The organism is Pseudomonas sp. PS01298 (assembly GCF_029959745.1).
GTDB classification, from domain to species: Bacteria; Pseudomonadota; Gammaproteobacteria; order Pseudomonadales; family Pseudomonadaceae; genus Aquipseudomonas; species Aquipseudomonas aylmerensis.
Window position 1 is genome coordinate 1 of sequence record NZ_JASCPP010000054.1, and the last position, 21,596, is coordinate 21,596.

Annotated in this window: 19 protein-coding genes; 6 read left to right on the forward strand and 13 right to left on the reverse strand. The window is 61.1% G+C overall.

Translation table 11 applies throughout. From position 1 onward, the window contains the following. Positions 1-221 precede the first annotated feature (221 nt). Positions 222-1,745, reverse strand: a complete 1,524-nt coding sequence (locus QMX97_RS18805; protein WP_010208051.1) for a fumarate hydratase — start codon at positions 1,743-1,745, stop codon at positions 222-224. Between the two features lie 216 nt (positions 1,746-1,961). On the opposite strand from QMX97_RS18805, the gene QMX97_RS18810 reads away from it, so the two are divergent. Both QMX97_RS18810 and QMX97_RS18815 read left to right on the forward strand, forming a co-directional pair. Then, complete coding sequence (locus tag QMX97_RS18810; RefSeq protein ID WP_213553327.1) at positions 1,962-2,894, forward strand: iron-sulfur-binding ferredoxin reductase; 933 nt, start codon at positions 1,962-1,964, stop codon at positions 2,892-2,894. 30 nt (positions 2,895-2,924) lie between these two features. Further along, complete coding sequence (locus QMX97_RS18815) at positions 2,925-3,674, forward strand: enoyl-CoA hydratase-related protein (protein WP_106802726.1); 750 nt, start codon at positions 2,925-2,927, stop codon at positions 3,672-3,674. A 175-nt stretch (positions 3,675-3,849) separates the two neighbouring features. On the opposite strand, the gene pyk is transcribed toward QMX97_RS18815, so the two are convergent. Further along, positions 3,850-5,301 (reverse strand): pyruvate kinase, encoded by a 1,452-nt coding sequence (gene pyk / locus QMX97_RS18820; protein ID WP_025854788.1) that lies wholly within the window; start codon positions 5,299-5,301, stop codon positions 3,850-3,852. 175 nt (positions 5,302-5,476) lie between these two features. Here pyk and QMX97_RS18825 point away from each other — a divergent pair, with 175 nt between their 5' ends. Both QMX97_RS18825 and QMX97_RS18830 read left to right on the forward strand, forming a co-directional pair. After that, positions 5,477-5,851 carry a tetratricopeptide repeat protein gene (locus QMX97_RS18825; protein ID WP_282397376.1) on the forward strand — a complete coding sequence of 125 codons (375 nt, stop codon included), beginning with the start codon at positions 5,477-5,479 and terminating at the stop codon, positions 5,849-5,851. Between the two features lie 226 nt (positions 5,852-6,077). Further along, the gene (locus tag QMX97_RS18830) at positions 6,078-6,437 is read left to right on the forward strand and encodes a PilZ domain-containing protein (RefSeq protein WP_213553325.1); all 360 of its coding nucleotides are present in this window, start codon (positions 6,078-6,080) and stop codon (positions 6,435-6,437) included. Between the two features lie 69 nt (positions 6,438-6,506). Here the strand turns inward: QMX97_RS18830 and QMX97_RS18835 are convergent, their stop codons facing one another. Genes QMX97_RS18835 through QMX97_RS18860 form a run of 6 tightly spaced genes read right to left on the reverse strand, consistent with a single transcriptional unit; the run spans position 6,507 to position 13,177 of the window. Beyond that, the gene (locus QMX97_RS18835) at positions 6,507-7,838 is read right to left on the reverse strand and encodes a DUF58 domain-containing protein (protein ID WP_282397377.1); all 1,332 of its coding nucleotides are present in this window, start codon (positions 7,836-7,838) and stop codon (positions 6,507-6,509) included. Positions 7,839-7,845: 7 nt separating this feature from the next. Next, positions 7,846-8,841, reverse strand: a complete 996-nt coding sequence (locus tag QMX97_RS18840; RefSeq protein WP_282397378.1) for a MoxR family ATPase — start codon at positions 8,839-8,841, stop codon at positions 7,846-7,848. After that, positions 8,838-9,995, reverse strand: coding sequence for a DUF4350 domain-containing protein (locus QMX97_RS18845; RefSeq protein ID WP_282397379.1), 1,158 nt, complete (start codon positions 9,993-9,995; stop codon positions 8,838-8,840). Before QMX97_RS18845 ends, QMX97_RS18840 begins: the two co-directional genes overlap by 4 nt. After that, complete coding sequence (locus QMX97_RS18850) at positions 9,992-11,521, reverse strand: DUF4129 domain-containing protein (protein ID WP_282397380.1); 1,530 nt, start codon at positions 11,519-11,521, stop codon at positions 9,992-9,994. The genes QMX97_RS18845 and QMX97_RS18850 overlap by 4 nt, the downstream gene beginning before the upstream one ends. Next, positions 11,508-12,488, reverse strand: coding sequence for a stage II sporulation protein M (locus QMX97_RS18855; protein WP_213553317.1), 981 nt, complete (start codon positions 12,486-12,488; stop codon positions 11,508-11,510). The genes QMX97_RS18850 and QMX97_RS18855 overlap by 14 nt, the downstream gene beginning before the upstream one ends. Further along, on the reverse strand, positions 12,485-13,177 hold the full coding sequence (locus QMX97_RS18860) for an RDD family protein (RefSeq protein WP_065908793.1): 693 nt from the start codon (positions 13,175-13,177) through the stop codon (positions 12,485-12,487). The genes QMX97_RS18855 and QMX97_RS18860 overlap by 4 nt, the downstream gene beginning before the upstream one ends. A 167-nt stretch (positions 13,178-13,344) precedes the next feature. Between QMX97_RS18860 and sbcB the strand changes: the two genes are divergently transcribed. Then, positions 13,345-14,772 (forward strand): exodeoxyribonuclease I, encoded by a 1,428-nt coding sequence (gene sbcB, locus QMX97_RS18865; RefSeq protein ID WP_106802731.1) that lies wholly within the window; start codon positions 13,345-13,347, stop codon positions 14,770-14,772. A gap of 90 nt (positions 14,773-14,862) precedes the next feature. On the opposite strand, the gene mvaT is transcribed toward sbcB, so the two are convergent. Beyond that, positions 14,863-15,237, reverse strand: coding sequence for a histone-like nucleoid-structuring protein MvaT (mvaT, locus tag QMX97_RS18870; protein ID WP_005790963.1), 375 nt, complete (start codon positions 15,235-15,237; stop codon positions 14,863-14,865). A gap of 349 nt (positions 15,238-15,586) precedes the next feature. Between mvaT and purU the strand changes: the two genes are divergently transcribed. Beyond that, positions 15,587-16,435, forward strand: coding sequence for a formyltetrahydrofolate deformylase (gene purU / locus QMX97_RS18875; protein ID WP_106802733.1), 849 nt, complete (start codon positions 15,587-15,589; stop codon positions 16,433-16,435). A gap of 127 nt (positions 16,436-16,562) precedes the next feature. Here purU and QMX97_RS18880 read toward each other — a convergent pair whose 3' ends face one another. The 4 genes from QMX97_RS18880 to QMX97_RS18895 all read right to left on the reverse strand — a co-directional run bounded on the left by QMX97_RS18880 (position 16,563) and on the right by QMX97_RS18895 (position 21,550). Continuing rightward, positions 16,563-17,672 (reverse strand): lysylphosphatidylglycerol synthase transmembrane domain-containing protein, encoded by a 1,110-nt coding sequence (locus QMX97_RS18880; RefSeq protein ID WP_282397381.1) that lies wholly within the window; start codon positions 17,670-17,672, stop codon positions 16,563-16,565. Beyond that, on the reverse strand, positions 17,669-18,412 hold the full coding sequence (locus tag QMX97_RS18885) for a polysaccharide deacetylase family protein (protein ID WP_282397382.1): 744 nt from the start codon (positions 18,410-18,412) through the stop codon (positions 17,669-17,671). Before QMX97_RS18885 ends, QMX97_RS18880 begins: the two co-directional genes overlap by 4 nt. After that, positions 18,405-19,526, reverse strand: a complete 1,122-nt coding sequence (locus QMX97_RS18890; RefSeq protein ID WP_282397383.1) for a glycosyltransferase family 1 protein — start codon at positions 19,524-19,526, stop codon at positions 18,405-18,407. The genes QMX97_RS18885 and QMX97_RS18890 overlap by 8 nt, the downstream gene beginning before the upstream one ends. A 134-nt stretch (positions 19,527-19,660) precedes the next feature. Further along, on the reverse strand, positions 19,661-21,550 hold the full coding sequence (locus tag QMX97_RS18895) for a methyl-accepting chemotaxis protein (RefSeq protein WP_282397384.1): 1,890 nt from the start codon (positions 21,548-21,550) through the stop codon (positions 19,661-19,663). Between the last annotated feature and the right edge of the window lie 46 nt (positions 21,551-21,596).

Sequence of the window (21,596 nt, forward strand, 5' to 3'; positions counted from 1 at the left end):
CCCCAAAACCAGGCAATGCGGTTTGACCTGAAGGAATGCGATGATCTTTATGGGGCCGCTTCGCAGCCCAACGCGGGGCAAGCCCGCTCGCCACAATAAACGCAGTTGCCAAGACGCGCGTGCCAGGCATGACAAGCCCGCTTGCCACAGGTGAAACAGCAGGCAATAAAAAAGCGACCGGGCCATGGGGCCGCGGTCGCTTCAGTCTTGCGGGAGGGTGCTTACTGCACTTCTACCGCCAGGCTTTCACTGATCTTTTTCTGCCAGATGGCAGGACCGGTGATATGGACGGATTCGCCCTTGCTGTCCACCGCAACGGTGACCGGCATGTCCTTGACGTCGAACTCGTAGATCGCTTCCATGCCCAGCTCGGCGAAGGCGACAACGCGCGACTTCTTGATGGCTTGCGCCACCAGGTAAGCAGCGCCGCCCACGGCCATCAGGTACACGGCCTTGTGGTCCTTGATCGCTTCGATTGCGGTCGGGCCGCGCTCGGATTTGCCGATCATGCCCAGCAGGCCGGTTTGCTCGAGGATCTGACGGGTGAACTTGTCCATCCGCGTGGCGGTGGTAGGACCGGCTGGGCCAACCACTTCTTCGCGCACCGGATCAACCGGGCCGACGTAGTAGATAAAGCGACCCTTGAGGTCCACCGGCAGGGTTTCACCCTTGTTCAGCATTTCGACCATGCGCTTGTGCGCGGCGTCACGACCGGTGAGCATCTTGCCGTTGAGCAACACGGTTTCGCCCGGCTTCCAGCTCTGCACTTCTTCCGGGGTCAGGGTGTCGAGGTTGACGCGACGGGCCGACGGGCCAGCTTCCCAGACGATCTCCGGGTAGGCGTCCAACGGTGGCGCTTCCAGCGACGCCGGGCCCGAACCGTCGAGCACGAAGTGTGCGTGACGGGTGGCGGCGCAGTTGGGGATCATGCACACCGGCAGCGAGGCGGCGTGGGTCGGGTAGTCCATGATCTTCACGTCGAGCACGGTGGTCAGGCCACCCAGGCCCTGGGCGCCGATGCCCAGTTGGTTGACCTTCTCGAACAGCTCCAGGCGCATCTCTTCGATACGGTTCTGCGGGCCGCGCTTTTTCAGCTCGTGGATGTCGATGGATTCCATCAACACTTCCTTGGCCATCACGGCAGCTTTCTCGGCGGTGCCGCCGATGCCGATGCCGAGCATGCCCGGTGGGCACCAGCCGGCGCCCATGGTCGGAACGGTCTTGAGCACCCAGTCGACGATCGAGTCGGACGGGTTGAGCATGGCCATTTTCGACTTGTTCTCGGAACCGCCGCCCTTGGCCGCCACGTCCACTTCCACGGTGTTACCCGGGACGATGGAGTAATGGATCACGGCCGGGGTGTTGTCCTTGGTGTTTTTACGCGCACCAGCCGGGTCGGCGAGGATCGATGCACGCAGGACGTTTTCCGGCAGGTTGTAGGCGCGACGCACGCCTTCGTTGATCATGTCGTCCAGGCCCATGGTGGCGCCATCCCAACGCACGTCCATGCCCACGCGCACGAACACGGTAACGATACCGGTGTCCTGGCAGATCGGGCGATGGCCGGTGGCGCACATGCGCGAGTTGATCAGGATCTGCGCGATGGAGTCACGGGCTGCCGGCGATTCTTCGCGCAGGTAGGCCTCGTGCATCGCCTGGATGAAGTCAACGGGGTGGTAGTAGGAAATGAATTGCAGGGCGTCGGCAACGCTCTGAATCAGGTCGTCTTGCTTGATCACGGTCATGAGTCGCGCTCCTCTATAAGGGAACATTCAATAAAGGTGGGCTCAGTGTTGCATCGGTCGGCTGAGCTCACCTTTCCAAGGCACGCCAAAGTGGTGCAGGCGCGACGCTAAAAAGGCGCGGCAGTATAACCCGACGCGGTGGCCGATACACCCGACTATGGTCAAACTGTCGCAGGCGTGATTCCCTGTGCGCGCCCCTTGTGATTGAGTCCTTATATGCCTGAACTGTACGTCGGCGAACGCCATTGGTCGGTATCTGCCGGCAGCAACCTGTTGGACGCCTTGAACCAGGCAGGTGTCGCCGTGCCCTACAGTTGCCGCGCCGGCAGTTGCCATGCCTGCCTGGTGCGTTGCCAGGGCGAGGTCGAGGACCAGCAACCCGAGGCCTTGAGCCTCGCGCAACGCCAGGACGGCTGGCGGTTGGCTTGCCAGTGCCAGGTCAGCGGGGATCTGCGCGTCGAAGCGTTTGACCCGACGCGTGATGGATTGCCAGCCCAGGTGGTGGGTGTCGATTGGCTGAACCCGACGGTGCTGCGCCTGCGCCTGCAACCGGAGCGGGGCCTGCGTTACCGGGCCGGGCAGCACCTGGTGCTGTGGGCGGGGCACGTCGCACGCCCGTATTCCCTGGCGAGCTTGCCGCAGGAGGAGTCGTTCCTGGAGTTTCACCTGGATTGCCGCCAGCCCGGTGAGTTCAGCGATCTTGCCCGGCAGTTGCAGGTGGGCGATGGCCTGCGACTGGGCGAATTGCGGGGCGGGGCACTGCAGTATGATCCCGACTGGCAGGCTCGGCCGTTATGGCTGCTGGCCTCCGGCACCGGCCTGGGACCGTTGTGGGGCGTGTTGCGCGAGGCGCTGCGCCAGGATCACCAGGGCGCTATCCGCGTGATTCACCTGGCTCATGACGCCGGCAGCCATTACCTGGCCGAGCCGCTGGCGGAACTGGCTGCGCAGCATCCCAACCTGACTGTCGAGCTGTGGACGGCGGCTGAGTCGGCCCAGGCATTGGCGCAACTGCGGCTTGTTTCGCGGCAAACTCTGGCCTTACTCTGCGGACACCCTGCCAGTGTCGAGGCGTTTTCCAAGCGTCTGTTCCTGGCTGGCTTGCCGCGCAATCAACTGCTGGCCGACGTGTTCCTGCCGCGTGGTTGAGCGCTGAATTCTACCGCCGCGAGATTCGCCATGACCGATGCCATCCTGCAGTACCGCGAACGTGGGCTGCTGACCTTGCAGCTTAATCGCCCGGACAAGAAAAACGCCCTGACCCGCGCCATGTACACGCTGCTGGCCGAGGCGCTGGAGCAGGCGGATGCGGATGCGGATGTGCGATCCGTGCTCATCCAGGGCAGCAGCGAATGTTTCACTGCTGGCAACGACATCGCCGACTTCCTCGAGCAGCCGCCCAGCGACCTCGACAGCCCTCCGTTTCACTTCATGAAAAGCCTGCTCAACTGTCGCAAGCCGGTAATTGCTGCCGTGGCAGGGGCGGCGGTGGGTATTGGTACGACGCTGCTGCTGCACTGCGACCTGGTGTACATCAGCCGGGACGCGCGGTTGCGCATGCCGTTCGTCAACCTGGGATTGTGCCCGGAGTTTGGCTCGAGCCTGATCCTGCCGCGCCTGCTGGGGCACGCTAAAGCCGCTGAACTGTTGCTGTTGGGCGAGGGCTTTAGCGGCGAACAAGCGGCGGCATGGGGGATTGCTACCGAAGCGTTGGGCAGTGGCGAAGCGGCGCTGGCCAAGGCTCGGGAAATGGCCGAGCGCTTTGAAAACCTGGCGCCGGGAGCCGTGCAGGTGACCAAGCAATTGATGAAGAGTGTTGATCGTGAGCAGTTGCGGCAGGTGATCGAGGAGGAGGGGGCGTTGTTTGTGCAGCGTCTGAAATCACCGGAGGCGATTGCGGCGTTGTCGGCTTTCATCACTCGGCGCTGAAAGTAGGTTGATTGGTCTGGCCTGATCGCGGGCAAGCCCGGCTTGCACATCGGAGTGCAGTCAACTGTGGGAGCCGGCCTTGCCCGCGACGAAGTCGTGACAGCCAGCCGGTCACTCTGAAATGCAAAAAGCCCCGCCATTCACATGGCGGGGCTTTTGTTTTTCAGCGTGTCACTCAGTACTGCGGGTCGCCCACGTGCAGGATCTTCATGCCATTGGTGCCACCGGTGGTGTGGTAGCTGTCGCCCTTGGTGAGGATGACCCAATCGCCTTGCTCTACGACGCCGCGCTTGACCAACTCGTCGATAGCTTTCTGGCTGACTTCGTTCGGTGCCAGCGAAGCCGGGTCGAACGGAATGGTGTACACACCACGGAACAGCGCCGCGCGGGCCTGGGCTTCGCGGTGCGGGGTGAACGCGTAGATCGGCACCGACGAACGGATGCGCGACATGATCAACGGCGTGTAGCCACTTTCGGTCAAGGCGATGATCGCCTTCACGCCCGGGAAGTGGTTGGCGGTGTACATGGCCGCCAGGGCGATGCTCTGGTCGCAGCTTTCGAACACTTTGCCGATGCGGTGGCTGGAGGTCTTGCTGGTCGGGTGCTTCTCGGCACCGACACAGATACGCGCCATGGCCTGGACGGCTTCCAGCGGGTACGGACCCGCGGCACTTTCAGCCGAGAGCATCACGGCGTCGGTGTAGTCGAGCACGGCGTTGGCCACGTCGGACACTTCGGCACGGGTCGGCATCGGGTTCTGGATCATCGACTCCATCATCTGGGTCGCCACGATCACTGCCTTGTTGTGGCGGCGTGCGTGCAGGATGATCTTCTTCTGGATACCGATCAGCTCGGCATCGCCGATTTCCACGCCCAGGTCACCACGGGCCACCATCACGGCGTCGGATGCCTTGATCAGGCCGTCGAGGGTTTCGTCATCGGCCACGGCTTCGGCGCGTTCGATCTTCGCCACCAGCCAGGCGGTGCCGCCGGCCTCGTCGCGCAGCTTGCGGGCGTATTCCATGTCGGCGGCGTCGCGCGGGAAGGACACAGCGAGGTAGTCCACTTCCATTTCGGCGGCGAGCTTGATGTCAGCCTTGTCTTTTTCAGTCAGCGCCGGCGCCGTCAGGCCACCACCACGACGGTTGATGCCTTTGTGGTCGGACAGCGGGCCGCCGATGGTCACGGTGCAGATCAGTTCGGTGCCGGTGGCAGTGTCGACGCGCATGACCACGCGGCCGTCGTCCAGCAGCAGTTCGTCACCGACGCCGCAATCCTTGACCAGGTCCGGGTAGTCGATACCCACGACTTGCTGGTTGCCTTCGGTCAGCGGATGGCTGGTGGAGAAGGTGAAGGTGTCACCGATCTTCAGCTCGATACGCTTGTTGGCGAATTTGGCGATGCGGATTTTCGGGCCTTGCAGGTCACCCAGCAGTGCCACGAAGCGGCCGTGCTTGGCGGCCAGGTCACGCACCAGCTTGGCGCGAGCCTTGTGCTCGTCCGGGGTGCCGTGGGAGAAGTTCAGACGGGCAACGTCCAAACCAGCCAGAATCAGCTGTTCGAGGACTTCCGGCGAGTTGCTGGCCGGGCCAAGGGTGGCGACGATTTTGGTACGACGGACGGACATGCACAGACTCCTGAGTTCAAGCGCTGAGGAAGGCTACTATGCTCTTTCGTTGTAGTCATTGTTCGTTTGCACTACTTATCGACGATCGGCTTGTTTTTGCTGCGGTTGAATAGACGAAGACCCTTGAAGATTTTCGACGAGGGGTCGATACACTGCACAAGACAGGAGAACCCTCATGCGAATTTTGCTCGTTGCTGCCCTGGCCGTCAGTGTTGTCGGCTGCACCCGCTGGTCGATGGACCACCATTTGAACAACGCCTACCGCGCCTACGGGGTCGGCGATTGCCAGCGCGTCACCCTGGAGTTATCCCAGGTCGACCGCGAAAGCCGCACCCGGCGTTATGTGCAACCGGAGGTCTCGATGCTGCGCGGCCAATGCCTGGAACGCCAGAAACTGTTCGTCGATGCGGTGCAGACCTATCAATTCATCATCAATCAGTACCCTTCCAGTGAGTATGCGTACCGGGCTCGCGCACGGCTGGATACCCTGCAACAACTGGGGCATTACCCCGGCGCAAGCACCGCCCAGCCACGTCCTGCGTCGTTGTGATGATATTCATCATGTCATGACTGGCCTGCCGCCAGTCTTGGGCTATTCTTCGAATGTTCATTTGTACAAGTTTCTATTCGAATGGATGCAAGGCCCGGACTCGACAGCTGTTTAGTGACCAAAAAGGTGTTTGTTGTCACACCGAGTTTCAGGGAGAGCGAGCGATTTCTGCTCGTTCCGAATCACTGGCGCGGCCAGATCATGGCCACTGGATGGCGATCTCACCATGTTTACCGACCGACGGATCGAGCGGCATCATCTTCCTTACTTCCTGCAAGTGTTTAACCGTCTTACCGACAAACCCATTGGCTTTTTAGGGAACGTCTCTGAAGACGGGCTGATGTTGATCAGTCAGTTGCCCTTGATGGTGGGCGTAGACTTCGAGCTACGCCTGAAAATCCCAGGGGCGGACGATACCTTCCATGCAATCGACCTCACGGCGACCTGCTTGTGGAGCCATGAAGATATCAATCCTCAGCATTATGATTCGGGGTTCAGTGTGCAGCAGGCCCCCGAGGAATATGGGCAATTGATCAATGTCTTGTTGCATTACTTCAGCTTTGATCCCTTGCAGGCCTCAGCCTAGCTATAGCGCGTTGTCGGCCTGGTTTGAGGGATCGTCCCCGCCGTGACCGTGCGCCTTTTTCAGCTGGACCTAGAACACCCCGGCTTTTTTCCAGCTCAGGTAGCGTGTCACCAGGCACGCTCCCAGCTGTGAGGGTGAGGTATCGATGACCGACAGGCCGTGGGCACTCAAGCGTTCGTGCAGTTCTTCGCGGGTATTGAGGTAATCGACGGTGCCGCTATAGGCCAACGCTTCCGGCAGGGTCTGTACCGGGGACTGGCGCAGTTGATCGAGTACTTCCTCACGCAAACTGGCCACCAGCACGCGATGCTGGCGGCCGATACGCTTGACGGCGGACAGTAGCGCTTCATCGTCCTCATCCCGCAGGTTGGTAACCACAATCACCAATGCGCGGCGTTTTTGCCGGGCCAGCAGTTGGCTGGCCGCCGCCTGGTAATCGGCCGTGCGTCGGGTGGTGTCCAGGTCGTACACCGTGTTGAGCAACAGATTCAACTGGCTGCTGCCCTTGACCGGCGCCAGGTAGCGCGGCTGGTCGCCGGCGAAAGTACACAGCCCCACGGCATCGCCCTGGCGCAAGGCGACATAGCTGAGCAGCAGGCAGGCGTTGAGGGCATGGTCAAAGTGGGACAGCTCGTCATCCTGGCTGCGCATGCGCCGGCCGCAATCGAGCATGAATACAATCTGCTGGTCGCGCTCATCCTGATACTCGCGGGCGATGGGCGTGCGTTGTCGTGCCGTGGCCTTCCAGTCGATCTGGCGCAGGCTGTCGCCCTCGCGAAACTCGCGCAGTTGATGAAACTCCAGCCCTAACCCTCTCCGCTGGCGTTGCCGCACACCCAGTTGGCTCAGCCAGTTATCCACACCCAGCAACTGCGCGCCGTAGAGACGGGCGAAATCCGGATAGACGCGGGTGACATCGCTGATCTCGACAAAACGCCGTGTCGACCATAACCCGAAGGGGCTCGGCAGGTGTATTTCGCAACGGCTGAAGCTGAAGTGCCCACGCCGCAGGGGGCGAAGGCGATACCCCAGTTCACTGCGCTCACCCGGCCGCAGTGCTATGGACTGGGGCATGTTCTCCACCATCAACCCGTCCGGCGCATGATCGAACACCTGTACCGTCAACGGCTGCGCGTAGGCATGCTCCAGTGTCAGGCGGACCTCGCCCCAGCGGCCGAGCGCCAGGCTGCCGGGCATCTGCCGTTGTACACGGGGGGACGGGCGTCGATGCTGGCGCAGGGCGTCCAGCACGGCCAGCAGCAACAACGCGAGGAGCAAGCCCCATGCAATCGAGTGCAGGGTGTCAGGCACTTTGAGCGCCAGCGCCACTGCGATGCCCAGCAGAGTATTCAGGCCCAGCAGCACGCCAAGCCAGGCCAGTAACAGACGAGTCGGTTTCATGGGCGGGTCATTGGCGTGGGGCCGGGATCTGGTCCAGCAGTTGCTTGAGCACCTGGTCGACCTCCAATCCGTCAATGTCCAACTCGGGCGCGATACGCACCCGATGGCGCAGCACTGCGAGGGCGCATCCCTTGATGTCATCCGGGGTGACGAACTCCGCACCGCGCAGCAGTGCCCGCGCGCGGGCGCCGCGGACCAGTGCAATCGAAGCCCGAGGGCCGGCACCGATGGCGAGGCCTGGCCAACTGCGGGTGGCACGCGCCAGGCGCACGGCATAGTCGAGAACTTGTTCATCCAGGGCCAATTCACTGGCGATCTGCTGTAACAGCAGTACATCGTCGGCCACCAGGACCCTGCGCAATGGCTGCACATCCAGCATGTCGGCACGGGACGAGCGCGTTACTTCGCGCACCATGTCCAGCTCCTGCTGCGCATCCGGATAATCCATGCGGACCTTCAGCATGAAACGGTCCAGCTCAGCTTCCGGCAACGGATAGGTGCCTTCCTGTTCGATGGGGTTCTGGGTCGCCAGCACCATGAACGGCTGGCTGATGGGCAGCGCTTCGCCTTCGAGGGTAACTTGGCGCTCCTGCATGGCTTCGAGCAGGGCTGCCTGGGTCTTGGCCGGGGCGCGGTTGATTTCGTCGGCGAGCAGCAGGTGGGTGAACACCGGTCCCTTGCGCAGCTTGAATTGTTCGGTGCGCTGGTCGTACACAGCGTGCCCGGTAACATCGCTGGGCATCAGGTCGGGGGTGAACTGGATGCGTGCGAACTCGCCGTCAAAACAACGCGCCAGGGCACGTACCAGCAGGGTTTTACCCAGTCCCGGCACCCCTTCGAGCAACACATGGCCGCCGGCAATCAGCGCGGTCAGCACATCATCGATCACCTGGTCCTGGCCAATCACTGCCTTGCGCAGCTCGACGCGCAAGGCCTGGGCTTGCTGGCTGGCACGGTGCAAGGCTTCGCGGTTCACGGCAGTGGCGCTTGGAAAATCGCTCATAGGGCATTCCTGAGAGTTTGCAGGCACGCCACCTGTCGGCTGAAATCGGCACTGGAAAGCCGTTTCGCCGCAGGTGGGCCAAGGGCCTGGCTGATGACGTGAGAGGGTTGGCGCGTCAGGTGCTCAAGCACCCGCCACTGTTCTGCGTTGTCGAGGTGTTCAAAGCCAGGGTGGCGGCGCCGCGCGGCGCGCAGGATATCGCGCTGCAAAGCCTGCAACAGGGTGCCCTGGCCGCTGCGGCGTAGCAGGAAGTCGGCACTGGCTTTCAAGTGCTCCTGCAACTGTCGGCGCGCCTTGGGAGCGGCTGCCTGGATCGGGCCTTGGCGCATGCCGGCGTGCCAGAGTCCTAATGCGATCAGGGCAATGAGGGCTACCAACGCTTGGGGGAAATACCGTATCAGCAGGGTGAACAAGTTGTCGAAGTCGCTGTTGAACAGCAGGGTGACGGTCGTGCCCTGATTCAGGTACCACAGCAGCCAGGCATTGTCGTGCTCGCCGATTGCTGGAGTTTTCCACAGGTCGCTGTCGGTGATCACCGTGACGCGGCCTTGCCCGAGGTCAAGTTGCATCAGGTGGCTTGAGTCGGCGCTATTGGCTGAAAATTGTGCCAGGTGCCTGGGGTCGACGAGGTTGAAGTGGGTGTCGAAACTGAAATAGGCCGGGGCGGTTTCATTGTCGACATAGAGCTTGGTCAGGTCCGGCGCTTTCTTTTTGCGGGCCGGGGCCGGTTCTTCAGGGTCGTCACTCAAGGCCTGGTGGATGGACAGGCGATCAAGCAGCAGGTCGCCGCTTTTGCCGGCCTCTTCATCCCAGAGTGCCTGTGCCACCAGCAACAGATGACCGCCGGACTTCGCCCACGCCAGCAGTTGTTCGACCTGGCGTGGCGACATCGTGCTTCGGTCGCCCAGTAACAACAGGCTGTTGCCCTTGGCGGGGAGGGTAGCCAGCCGCTCCAGGCTATTGGCATGTTCCACGGCCAGGCCCTGCTGGCGCAGGAAGTGTTCGGCTGCCAGATAGGGGTTGGCCGTGGCCTCGGGTGAAGGGCCGCGATCCACCACGACCTCGTAGGGCGTCGCTTTGCTCCACGCGTAAAAACCGCCAGCCCCCAGCAGGCAGGCCAGCAGTAACGCCACCCACACTAATGGCCGGTTCATGGGCGGCCCTCCGGACTGAATAGCGTACGCCAATCACTGCAGAGTTTTTGCTGGGCCGAGGTGGGCGGAAGGAGATGACCGTAGGCGAGGTTTTGCCAGTGCCGGGTCAATTCATCGCTGAAGGCCAGAAGCTGCGGTTGCTGCAACTGATGAACACGCTCCAGCACCTGGCCCTCGGTGTCTGCGCTTTTCAGCGGCAGGTTGAAGTCATGCAGTAACCGGCTGAGCAGGCCGCGATACAGAAGGCCCAGAGCGTCCCTCGGTCGCGTCGCCCACAGTTGCTCGGCGGTGCTGGCAATATCCTCGGGCAAGGTCTCAGCGCCCAGTTCCAGGCCGAACAACTGTGTCGGTACGGGCTTGGCCACGTTGATTTTGCCTGGCCCGCGCCGGCGGGCAAACGTGCGTAGCCAGTCACGGTATCGCCATGCCAGCAGGGCCAGGCCACCGATCAAAAGTCCCCATAAAAGCACTTCCAGGCCTTGGGCGATGTGCTTGAAGGTGTCGCTGTTGAGGTTATCCAGGAATGCCTGCAGCCAGGCCGGAAGCTTGCCATCGCCGTGGGCCTTGTTTTTAACCACGGGTTTGTCTTCGCCAAAGTGGTAGCGGGTGACGGTTTCCGGGTTTTTGAACGGCGGCTTGTCGAGCAGCGACTGGATGGAATGACTCGCGCCTTGGGTGCTCAATGGTTTTGGCGCAGGGGATGTCTCGGCCATGACGGGCGGGCTGACAGGCAGCAGTATCAGCCCGGCGACCAGCACGAGCAGCATGGCCGCACTGCTCAGGCGCTGCCGAAGACGGCGGAACACCAGCTCCAGGTCCCAGGCTTCCAGCACTGTGCGGCGGTTGAGGTAGAGGCTGAATCCGCAGGCCACGTAGATGGGCTCCCAAAACACCAGGATCAAGGCGTAGAAGGCATTGCCCAGATGTGTCAGCCACAGCCCTTCCGAACTAGAGGCCAGTGCCAGGCGTTGCCAGTCCCACTGCATTTCGACGTCCTGGGGGATAAACAGGTAGAACAACGCCATGCAGCCGAACCACAGGCCGATTTCCAGATGCACCCCGACGATGGTCAGCCAGCGTGCGGCACCGGCGTTACGTTGCTGCAGTACACCCAGGCGTTTCTGGCGCGCCTGGCCATCCAGGCCTTCGAGTTGACTGACCGGCATGACGAAGCTGCGACTGAGGCTGAGCCGCCGCCAGGTCAGGCTGGCCAGCAGTTGGCCCTTGAGCAGCCGCGGCCATTGGCGAACGGCCTGCTTGAGGCTGGGCGTTTCACCAAACAGGGCCTTGGACAGGATATACAGCGGCAGGCGATCGAATGCGGGCTTGAACCACCAGAACAGGAATATGGCGGTAGACGGGTAGTTCCACAGCAGCGCGGTGAGCAGGGCGAACACAGGCAGGGTTATCAGCGCCCAACTGCTCATCAGTAGCTGGCGATGTTCGCGGGCCATCAATGCACCCAGGTCCATGGCTTCCCAGGCGGTGCGTGGGCGGATCACCACGCTGGCATCACTCAGGCGCATGATGACTCCTTCCTGCAAGGCTCAGGTAAGCGATCACCAGCAGCCACAGGGCCGCGCCCACCAGGTACTTGACCCAAAGGGCTATCCCCGTGGTGGACGACCAGTAGGCCTCGATAAAGGCCGCGATCAGCAGGAACACCATGACCCCGCACATCATCTGCACGCTTTTATGGGCGGCGAGCCGCAAGGATTCGCCGCGGGTCAGGCACCCGGGGGCGATCAGTGCCCAGCCCAGTTGCAGCCCGGCAGCGCCGGCTAGGGCGATGGCGGTCAGCTCGAAGGCCCCATGACCGATGACGAAGGACCAGAAGGTCTGCCCGTAGCCGATTTCGGTCAGGTGTCCGGAGACTGCGCCGATGACCAGGCCGTTGAAAATCAGAAAGAACACGCTGCCCAGGCCGAACAGCAAGCCAGCCGCGAACGTCTGGAACGCGATGCCGATGTTATGCATCACGTAGTAGCCGAACATCATCCAGTCTTCACTGGACGCACGTTCGGCGGCGCGACCCAGTCGGCTGGCGTCGGGGTCGTACATACCCTGCATCTCGGCCACCTGCTGGGGGCTGACGATGCTGTAGATCAGGTCGGGAAACAGCAAGACCAGCAGGGCAATGCCCGCCAGGCTACCGAAGAACAGCAGGCTGGCAGCCAGTACGAAACGCCATTGCTCCCGCACCAGCCGCGGAAAGTCGGCGAGTACGAAACTCAGGATATTGGCCGCCAACTGGCTGCGATGCCGGTACAGCTGTTGATGTCCGCGCAGTGCCAGTTGTTGCAGTGGGTCCACCAGATAGCTGCTATAGCCACGCTCCTGGGCCAATGCCAGGTGCTGGCACAGACGCCGGTATTGATGGGGGAAGTCCGCCACGTCACTGGATTTTGCCTGGCCTTGTTCCAACTGTTTCAGTTGTTCGGCAAAGGCTTGCCACTGGGGCTGGTGACGGCTTTCGAACAGGCTCTGCTTCATGCGGGCCCCAACAGGCCACGGGCCACGCCATTGAGTTGTTCGACGGCGCGGGCCGGGGATACCTGCAAAGGCGTGGCGAGGATCGCGGCCAATTCGTGAACGCGCTCGGCGGAGAGTTCTCCCTGGCGTTCCGCAAAGGCAAGGATGGCCCGTTGCTCGCTCAGGTCCAGGGCAAAGGGCAAGCGCAATGCCGGCGCTTGAGGCACCCGGGGGCGGGCAAGTGGCTGTTCGCGGTAGATCACCAGCGTGCCGGCGGCCAGGTCGCCGAGGCGCTTGAAGTGAGGGTGCTGCAGGCAACTGATTGCGCCGAGAAAATAGCCAAACGGCAGCATGTCGACAAACCGCAGCAGGTTGCGGATCAGTGATGAGGACCAGCCGATCGGGGTGCCGTCGTCCTGGACGACGCGTAGGCCCATCACCTGTTTGCCCGGTGAGCAACCCTGGTTGAGCACTTCGAAGAGCACCATGTACCACCAACTGATCAGGAACAGCAGCAGTGAACCCAGGCCAATGCCGATGTTGCCCAGCAAGGCCAATGGCACCAGCAGGACGCCCATGACCACTCCTCGCAAGCCCAGGTCGAAGGCAAAGGCCAGCGCACGCGGCACCAGGCCGGCAGGGCGCAGGGGCAGGTCGATGCCCTCCGGGGTCTCGATCTGGTAGCGGGTGTCCAGTGGGGTTGATGGCATCGCGATCCTTGGCAGTGCAGAGTGGCTCAGAGACAGGGATGCTAGCAGCGTCGACGATGGAAGCAACCACTCAAGGTTTTGCTGGATGTTTGTACAGTGCAATGCGTGCTGGCCTCGAAGGCGGTTCAGCGCCTAGACTTTGCCGATCTTCAGTACAGGAATAGCCCGTGACCTCCATTTTCTGGTACGACTATGAAACCACCGGCATCAACCCGCGCAATGACCGCCCCCTTCAGGTAGCCGGTATCCGTACGGACCTGGACCTCAACGAAATCGGCGCGCCGGTCAATCTTTATTGCCAACCCAGCGACGATATCCTGCCACATCCCGCCGCGTGCGCGATTACTGGCATTACCCCGGCAATTCTCGCGGAAAAAGGCCTGGCCGAGGCGGACTTCATGACTCGTGTACACGCCGAACTGGCCGCCCCAGGGACCTGCGGCGCCGGTTACAACACCTTGCGGTTTGACGATGAAATGACGCGCTACAGCCTGTATCGCAATTTTTTCGACCCTTATGCGCGCGAGTGGCAGGGCGGTAACAGCCGCTGGGATTTGATCGACGTCGTTCGCACCGCTTACGCCCTGCGCCCGGAAGGTATCGAGTGGCCACAACAGGAGGGGCGCGTCACGCTCAAGTTGGAGCGCCTGACGGCCGCCAACGGCATCGATCATGGCCAGGCGCACGACGCATTGTCCGACGTGCGCGCCACGATTGCGCTGGCGCGGCTGGTGCGTGAAAAACAACCGAAGCTCTACGAATGGTTGTTCCAGTTGCGCAGTAAACAGCGGGTGATGGACCAGGTGCGCCTGTTACAACCCATGGTCCATATCTCCGGGCGCTTTTCCGCCGAGCGTCATTACCTGGGCGTTGTACTGCCGCTGGCCTGGCACCCGCGCAATCGCAATGCGTTGATCGTCTGCGACCTTGGGCTCGACCCCCAAGGGCTGCTCGACCTTGATGCCCAGGCCTTGCGCCAGCGCCTCTACACCCGGCGTGACGAGCTTGCCGAGGGCGAATTGCCGGTGCCGCTCAAGTTGGTGCATATCAATCGTTGCCCGGTGGTCGCCCCCCTGAATGTGCTGCGGGCTGAAGATCGAGAACGCCTGCACTTGGATATGACTGTTTATCAGGAACGGGCGCTGCGGCTAACTGACGCACAGGAACTTTGGCGCGATAAGTTGGCGCTCATTTATGCCGAGGAAGATTTTGCCCCGAGTGCCGACCCTGAACAGCAGCTTTATGACGGTTTTATCGGCGATCGTGATCGACGTTTATGTGAACAAGTCCGGGCAGCCGAGCCTGCGCAATTAGCACGCCAGCAGTGGCCTTTTGATGATCAGCGTTTGCCTGAATTATTATTTCGCTACCGTGCACGTAACTTCCCCGAGACCTTGAATAGCGAGGAGCAACAACGTTGGAAACTTTTTTGTCAGCAGCGTTTGTCCGACCCTGAATGCGGGGCTCCGAATACCCTCGAAGCATTTAAGCAGGCCCGGCAGGAGTTGGCTGTAAGTGCTACACCGTTTCAGTGTGAGGTGCTGGAGCAGTGGCAGCAATATGCCGATGATTTGGCCGCTCGGGTAAATGTGTAGTCCGTTTCATGGAGAACCTGCAGACAATAAAAAACGCCAGCAAGCTGGCGTTTTTAATGTGTCGCGGATCAGGCGCAAGCCTGGCGAAGCTTAGCCCAGCAGGGTAGCCCAGCCTTCAACCACGTCACCGCCCCACTTGGCTTTCCACTCTTTCAGGGTTTTGTGGTTGCCACCTTTGGTTTCAATCACTTCGCCGTTGTGCGGGTTTTTGTATTGTTTGACTTTGCGAGCACGTTTGGTGCCGGTAGTTTTCACGGCGCCACGCGGTGCTTTAACTTTCGACTCTGGATCCAGCAGTGCGATGATGTCACGCAGGGATTTGGAGTATTCGCCCATCAGGGTGCGCAATTTGCCTTCGAATTCCAGCTCGGTTTGCAGTTTGTCGTCTTGGGACAGGTTCTTCAAACGGGCTTGCAGCTCTTTGATAGCTTCTTCGGTGGCACGGTATTCGTTGATCAGAGACATGTGGACTACCTTATGTAGAGCGCTGATTGACAGGGACAGTGACCTAATAATAGTCAGGCGGTTTGCCCAAGTAAACATTTAAGCGTGCATTTATGTGAATTGCGTTGAATGTTTTTAACAAACCTACGCAATCGAGTTAATTACTAGGTCGTAGACCTTAAGGTAATCGCCTGACAAACCGTGGAAGAATCCAAGGTGACGCAGTAGATTCATATTAAGGTGGTAAAACCTTAGGCGATTAAGGGGCAAGGGCCAGGCCGGCGATCAGAATAAGCGTTAACGAATACTGCAGTTTTCCTGCGCAATCGCTAGAATGGCGGCCTTTGCGAAGTTCTGGAGTTTTCCCCTAATGCGCACTTTTCGGCTGGTGATTGCTTGCCCGGACCGGGTCGGCATCGTTGCCAAAGTCAGTAACTTTCTGGCTTCCCACAATGGCTGGATTACCGAGGCGAGCCATCACTCGGATAATCTCAGCGGTTGGTTCTTCATGCGTCACGAAATCCGTGCCGACACGCTGCCGTTTGGTCTCGAGGCTTTTCGCGAGGCCTTTGCGCCGATCGCCGAAGAGTTTTCGATGACCTGGCGCATCACCGACACCGAGCAGAAAAAACGCGTGGTGCTGATGGCCAGTCGTGAGTCCCATTGCCTGGCGGACTTGCTGCACCGCTGGCACAGCGACGAGTTGGACTGTGATATTGCCTGCGTTATTTCCAACCATGACGACCTGCGCAGCATGGTCGAATGGCATGGCATCCCGTACTACCACGTACCGGTCAACCCGCAGGACAAGGAACCGGCGTTCGCCGAGGTGTCTCGCCTGGTCAAACAGCACGAGGCCGATGTCGTGGTCCTGGCGCGCTACATGCAAATCCTGCCGCCGGAACTGTGCAGCGAATACGCTGGCAAGGTGATCAACATTCACCACAGTTTCCTGCCATCGTTCGTCGGTGCCAAACCGTACCATCAGGCTTCCCTGCGTGGGGTCAAGCTGATCGGCGCAACCTGCCACTACGTCACCGAAGAGCTGGACGCCGGCCCGATCATCGAGCAGGACGTGGTGCGTGTCAGCCACAGCGACAGCATTGAAGACATGGTGCGCTTCGGCCGCGATGTCGAGAAGATGGTGCTGGCCCGAGGGCTGCGCTACCACCTGGAAGACCGCGTGCTGGTGCACGGCAATAAGACCGTCGTGTTCTGATTGACGCGTTGTGATTGAAGAATGACGGGCCTGGGCGTTAAATCGTCCCAGGCCCTTTTTCTTTGCCTGCCGTTGAGGATTTTGACCATGAGCGATCCACTCGATAAAGCTACCTCCAAGGCGCCCGCTACCTTGGGCGAAGGCTGTCTGAGTCGCTATGACCCGGACGCGCTGGATGCGGAGGACGGTACTGACTTTCCTGGGGCCGCCCAGTTGTGGGAGCAGTTGCAGACCCCGGACGCGCCGCCTGGGCCCGCTGAAAAAGACGCTTGAGCAAAGGCTTGCCAACCATCAGTAGAAATACCGGCCCGCCGGCCAGCAGATAAAAGTAATACGTTACGGCCCGCCAGATCAGGATTGCCGCCGCTGCGGTGGATTTGCCGACCATGGGCGCCAGTAACGCTGCCGAGGTCAATTCCGCAGCCCCCGCCCCGCCAGGCAACAGGCTGAATTGCCCGGCCGTCAATGAAAGCATCTGGATCAGAAAGCTCCAGGCCCATTGCACATCCCCGCCCAATCCGCGTAACGCCAGATAGAGCACGCTGTAGCGCAGGGTCCAGTGCGCGCTCGTGAGAAAAAATACGCTTATCAACGTAGACCACGGCAATTTCAGCGTGTCGGTGAATGCCGCCAGGAAGCGCAACAGCCTGCGCGCCCAGCGTCGACGAACCTTTGGGCGCACCCGTAGTTGCTTGAGGACCGCGCCCGTCAGGCGGATGGCCTGGCGGTGAAAGCGCACCAGCAATACGCCACAGAACAGCCCACCCACCATCGATACAGCGCTGAGCTCCAGCAGCCATTCCAGTCGGGGGTTCAGGGTGTGGAAAAGGGCATACAGCGCAATGCCCGTCAGTGCGCATAAAAAGAACAGCAAATCGCTCAACTGGTCCATGGCAAACACCGCGCTGCCATGGGCTGGTCGTATGCCGTTGCGCGCGAGCAACGCCATCAAGGTCAGTGGGCCGCCACTGCCGCCGGGGGTGGCGCACATGGCGAACTCGGTCGACATCACGACACCGAGGCTTTTCGCACGGCTCAGTTGGCCGATGTGCTCACCCAGCAGCAGGCGCAGGCGCAGGCTGTTGATCACCCAGCACACTACGATCATGGCGAACATGGCCAGTAACAGTTGCCAGGGGAATTGCACCAGGCGCGCCACGGTTTCACCGCCGCCCAGCCACGCCGGAATAATCAGCGCGACGATCAGCGCCAGCAACAGCCAGAGCAAGCGGCTCATGGTTGGGAAGCCAGCCAGCCTACTTTGGTCATAGGCGTGCGACCCGTGTCCAGCAGGCGTTGCAGCGTTTCGAGCCAATAGCGGCGGGAAAAGTCGTGGCGCATGTCCACCGGATGCAGGCCCAGGCGAATCACCGGGGCGTTTTGCCAGCGTTGCTCGCGGCGGTCGCTGAGGATTTTGGACACGCCCCGGCGCCAGCTGCTGCGCGCACTCCACACCAGGCCGGGAGCCGCCACCGGGGTGAAATCCGGCAGCCGATACAGGTGTTGCGGATCACTGGTGTAGCTCAGGGGTAATTGGCGCAAGGCTTCACGGGTGCCTGGGCTCATCAACCAGGCCGGTGCGACGAAGCCGTGGAGGGGCCAGTGGTTTTCGCGAAATACCTCGATACCTTTATGCAGACGTTCCAGGGCTTGGGCTTCTGACAGCTGGTAAAACTCACCTTCGTGGGTATAGATGCGTCGCATGAACCAGTCTTTTGGCGTGCGCGGCGACGGTTGGTCGTCGCTATGGGAGTATCCATGCAGCGCCAGTTCATCGCCCCTGGCGACGCGGCTGTCGAGCAGTCGCCGAAACTCGCCTGCGGCGGGCAAGGCATCCTGATGATGAAAGTCCGGCACCACCAGCCAAGTGATGGGCACCGCGCCCAGCGCATCCACCGCTTCGACAAAGGGGCGGTAGTCGACCCAGTTGTGCGGCGCCACATCGTGCAATACCAGCAAGACCGAACGCTCAGCCATGGCAGAGCATCGGCTTGTGGGTACCGAGTACCGCGCAGTAATGGCCGAGCAGGCTGTCGACCACCGTATCCCACGCGTAATGGTGTTCCACGTGCCGCCGGGCCTGCGCACCCAGGCGTTGGCTGTCAACGCTGAACAGTTCGCGCACCGCGTCGGCCATCGCCTTAGGATTGTTCGGCGCGCACAGCAGGCCGCAGCGCTCGTCGACGATTTCATTGAAGGCCCCGGCGGCCACGGCGATTACCGGGATACCGCAGGCCATCGCTTCGAGGATGACCAGGCCAAAGGTTTCCTGATCGCCGCCATGCAGCAGCGCATCGGCGCTGGCCATCAAGCGCGCGACATGCGCGGCCGGGCGGAAGCCGTCGATCACCGTAACGTTGTCCGGCACGCTCGCGGGCATGCCAGACCCGACCAACAGCAGGTGGTAGCCATCGCCCAGGCGCTTCATGCAGTTGAGCAGCACCGGCAGGTTTTTCTCCTTCGAACCGCGCCCGGCGAAGATCAGCAGGCGCGTGTCTTCACTGATCCCCAGTTCGGCGCGCAAGCCGGGATCGCGGACCTCGGGTGTGAAGGTTTGCAGGTCCACGCCCAACGGCTGAACGAAGACGTTCTTCACGCCAAGCCCGGTGAGTTTGTCGGCCATCACCTGGCTGGGAGCCAGTACCCGGTCAAAGTTCCCATAGAGTTTGCTGACATAGGCTTCAACGTTCGGGGTAAACCACGGCCCCATGCGGTTGCTGACCAGCAACGGCAGATCGGAGTGATAAAAGCCGATGACCGGTACATCCAGCTGGCGCCGAGCATCCAGTGCAGCCCACGCGGTGAGATAGGGATCGCCGACTTCGATCAGATCGGGCTGTAAATCGTGCAGGACGTTTCGCCATGGCGCCAGGCGCAGCGGGAATCGATAGCCTTTGCCGAAGGGCAGGGCGGGGGCCGGTACCTGGTACACCCCATCCTGTTCGCTCAAGTGGGCGCCGGGGATCAACAGGCTGTGGCGAATGCCGGGCTTGAGCGTCAAGCGTCGGTGCTTGGCGTCCAGATAAGTCCGCACGCCGCCGCTGGCTGGGGCGTAGAACATGGTTATGTCAGCGATATGCACGATGAACATCCCTCCGATCCATTGCTCTCCTTAACGTGGACCTGAGGTAAGGATAGATGTTCGATCGGGATGAGTGTGTCGTCGCAGACAACGACCACGCAGGAGCGGGCAAGCCCGCTCCTGCAGGGGTTGGAGGATTTCTGTCAGATCCGGAAGCTGCCAACCAGTTGCTTCAGCCTGGCCGCCTGCTGTTCGAGGTCGGCACAGGCGCGCAGGGTCGAGTGCAGGTTTTCCACACCCTCCTGGTTAAGCGTGTTGATCTCGGTAATGTCCATATTGATCGACTCTACCACCGAGGTCTGTTCCTCGGTCGCAGTCGCCACCGACTGGTTCATGCCATCAATCTCGCCGATGCGCTGCGTCACGCTGTTCAAGCGCTCACCGGCCAGGTTGGCGATTTCCACGCTGTCATTACTGTGGCGCTGGCTTTGGCTCATGGTGCTGACCGAGTCGCGGGCCCCGACTTGAAGCTCCTCGATCATTTTTTGCACTTGCTGTGCCGATTCCTGAGTGCGATGCGCCAGGTTGCGCACTTCATCGGCCACCACCGCAAAACCACGGCCAGCCTCGCCTGCGCGGGCGGCTTCGATGGCCGCGTTGAGGGCCAGCAGGTTGGTTTGCTGGGAAATGCTGGTGATGACCTCAAGAATCTGGCCGATATTCACGGTCTTGCTGTTGAGCGCTTCGATGTTGCCGCTGGAGGCGCTGATCATCGCCGACAGCTCTGTCATCGCCTTGATATTGCGCTCCACCACCTGTTGGCCGTCCTCGGCCAGGTGCCTGGCGTCGCTGGCCTGGCTGGAGGCCTGTGCGGCGTTGCGCGCGATTTCCTGGGCGGCGGCCCCGAGTTCATTGATGGCGGCGGCCACACTGTTGGTGCGGTTGGCCTGTTCATCGGAGTTGACCATCGAGGAGTTGGACGCGCTGACCACCCGCAGTGCCACTTCATTGACCTGTTCGGTGGCCGAGGACACTTCGCGGATTGATGTGTGAATCCGCTCCACGAAGCGGTTGAACGCGTTACCCAGGGTGCCGAACTCGTCGTTGTTCTGGATCGCCAGGCGGCGGGTCAAGTCACCTTCGCCGTCGGCAATGTCCTGCATGGCGCGGGTCATCACGTGCAGCGGTTGCAGGAGTACGCGGATCAGCATGCCCAGCAGGGCGATGATGATCGCCACCGCAATGATCGTCGCGATCACCGCCGAGGTGCGGAATTCGCTGAGCATGGCGAAGGATTTGTCTTTATCCACCGAAATACCCAGGTACCAGTTCACCGAGGGCAGGCCCTTGATCGGGATGAAGGTCACGATGTTGTCTTTGCCGTTGGCCTCGACTTCGCTGAAATCGCTGCTGATTTTCGGCGTGTTTTTTGGATACACATCGGCCAGGGTTTTCATCACCAGGTCTTTGTTCGGGTGCACCAGCACCTTGCCGTCGGCACTCACCAGGAACGCATAGCCTGTGCCGCCGAAGTTCAGCGCGCCAATGTTATCCACCAGTGTCTGCAGGCTCAGGTCGCCGCCGACCACGCCGATGCTCTGGCTGCCCCGGTTGCTTGGGGTGGCCACGGAAATGATCAACTTGCCGGTGGCGGCATCGATGTAGGGCTCGGTCAAGGTCGAGCCGTTGCTGCTCTGCGCACCTTTGTACCAAGGCCGCACGCGCGGATCGAAGCCGTCCGGCATCTTGGTGTCGGGGCGGATGGTGAACGCGCCCTGGCTGTCGCCGACGTAGGTTGCCATGAAGGCGCTCGTCAGTGCTTTCTGCTCCAGCAGGCTGGCGACCACAGATGGTTCGGGGTTGGTGGCGATGTTCTGTGCGGCGTTTTCCACCAGGGCGATGCGCCCGTTCAGCCAGGTCTGGATGTTGCTGGCAGTGACATTTCCCATCTCATGCAGGTAATTGTTGAGATTGTCGCGAATGGCGTTGCGCTGCAGGTAGTCGTTGTAGAGGGTAAACACCGCGAACGCGGCGATGACGATAAGGGAGGCTGCAAGCAGGATTTTGTGGCTGAAACGCAGATTTTTATTCATGGCTTGTAGGGTCCGCTAAGGTCTTAATATCCGAAGCGCGTCCTTA

What these genes read in the sequence shown, in the direction of transcription:
- QMX97_RS18835 (WP_282397377.1), bottom strand. Translation starts at nt 7,838, where the DNA reads ATGAAACCGACTCGTCTGTTACTGGCCTGGCTTGGCGTGCTGCTGGGC.
- QMX97_RS18830 (WP_213553325.1), top strand. Translation starts at nt 6,078, where the DNA reads ATGTTTACCGACCGACGGATCGAGCGGCATCATCTTCCTTACTTCCTG.
- QMX97_RS18805 (WP_010208051.1), bottom strand. Translation starts at nt 1,745, where the DNA reads ATGACCGTGATCAAGCAAGACGACCTGATTCAGAGCGTTGCCGACGCC.
- QMX97_RS18815 (WP_106802726.1), top strand. Translation starts at nt 2,925, where the DNA reads ATGACCGATGCCATCCTGCAGTACCGCGAACGTGGGCTGCTGACCTTG.
- mvaT (WP_005790963.1), bottom strand. Translation starts at nt 15,237, where the DNA reads ATGTCTCTGATCAACGAATACCGTGCCACCGAAGAAGCTATCAAAGAG.
- QMX97_RS18895 (WP_282397384.1), bottom strand. Translation starts at nt 21,550, where the DNA reads ATGAATAAAAATCTGCGTTTCAGCCACAAAATCCTGCTTGCAGCCTCC.
- QMX97_RS18880 (WP_282397381.1), bottom strand. Translation starts at nt 17,672, where the DNA reads ATGAGCCGCTTGCTCTGGCTGTTGCTGGCGCTGATCGTCGCGCTGATT.
- purU (WP_106802733.1), top strand. Translation starts at nt 15,587, where the DNA reads ATGCGCACTTTTCGGCTGGTGATTGCTTGCCCGGACCGGGTCGGCATC.
- pyk (WP_025854788.1), bottom strand. Translation starts at nt 5,301, where the DNA reads ATGTCCGTCCGTCGTACCAAAATCGTCGCCACCCTTGGCCCGGCCAGC.
- QMX97_RS18860 (WP_065908793.1), bottom strand. Translation starts at nt 13,177, where the DNA reads ATGCCATCAACCCCACTGGACACCCGCTACCAGATCGAGACCCCGGAG.
- QMX97_RS18850 (WP_282397380.1), bottom strand. Translation starts at nt 11,521, where the DNA reads ATGCGCCTGAGTGATGCCAGCGTGGTGATCCGCCCACGCACCGCCTGG.
- QMX97_RS18825 (WP_282397376.1), top strand. Translation starts at nt 5,477, where the DNA reads ATGCGAATTTTGCTCGTTGCTGCCCTGGCCGTCAGTGTTGTCGGCTGC.
- QMX97_RS18810 (WP_213553327.1), top strand. Translation starts at nt 1,962, where the DNA reads ATGCCTGAACTGTACGTCGGCGAACGCCATTGGTCGGTATCTGCCGGC.
- QMX97_RS18840 (WP_282397378.1), bottom strand. Translation starts at nt 8,841, where the DNA reads ATGAGCGATTTTCCAAGCGCCACTGCCGTGAACCGCGAAGCCTTGCAC.
- QMX97_RS18885 (WP_282397382.1), bottom strand. Translation starts at nt 18,412, where the DNA reads ATGGCTGAGCGTTCGGTCTTGCTGGTATTGCACGATGTGGCGCCGCAC.
- QMX97_RS18890 (WP_282397383.1), bottom strand. Translation starts at nt 19,526, where the DNA reads ATGTTCATCGTGCATATCGCTGACATAACCATGTTCTACGCCCCAGCC.
- QMX97_RS18855 (WP_213553317.1), bottom strand. Translation starts at nt 12,488, where the DNA reads ATGAAGCAGAGCCTGTTCGAAAGCCGTCACCAGCCCCAGTGGCAAGCC.
- QMX97_RS18845 (WP_282397379.1), bottom strand. Translation starts at nt 9,995, where the DNA reads ATGAACCGGCCATTAGTGTGGGTGGCGTTACTGCTGGCCTGCCTGCTG.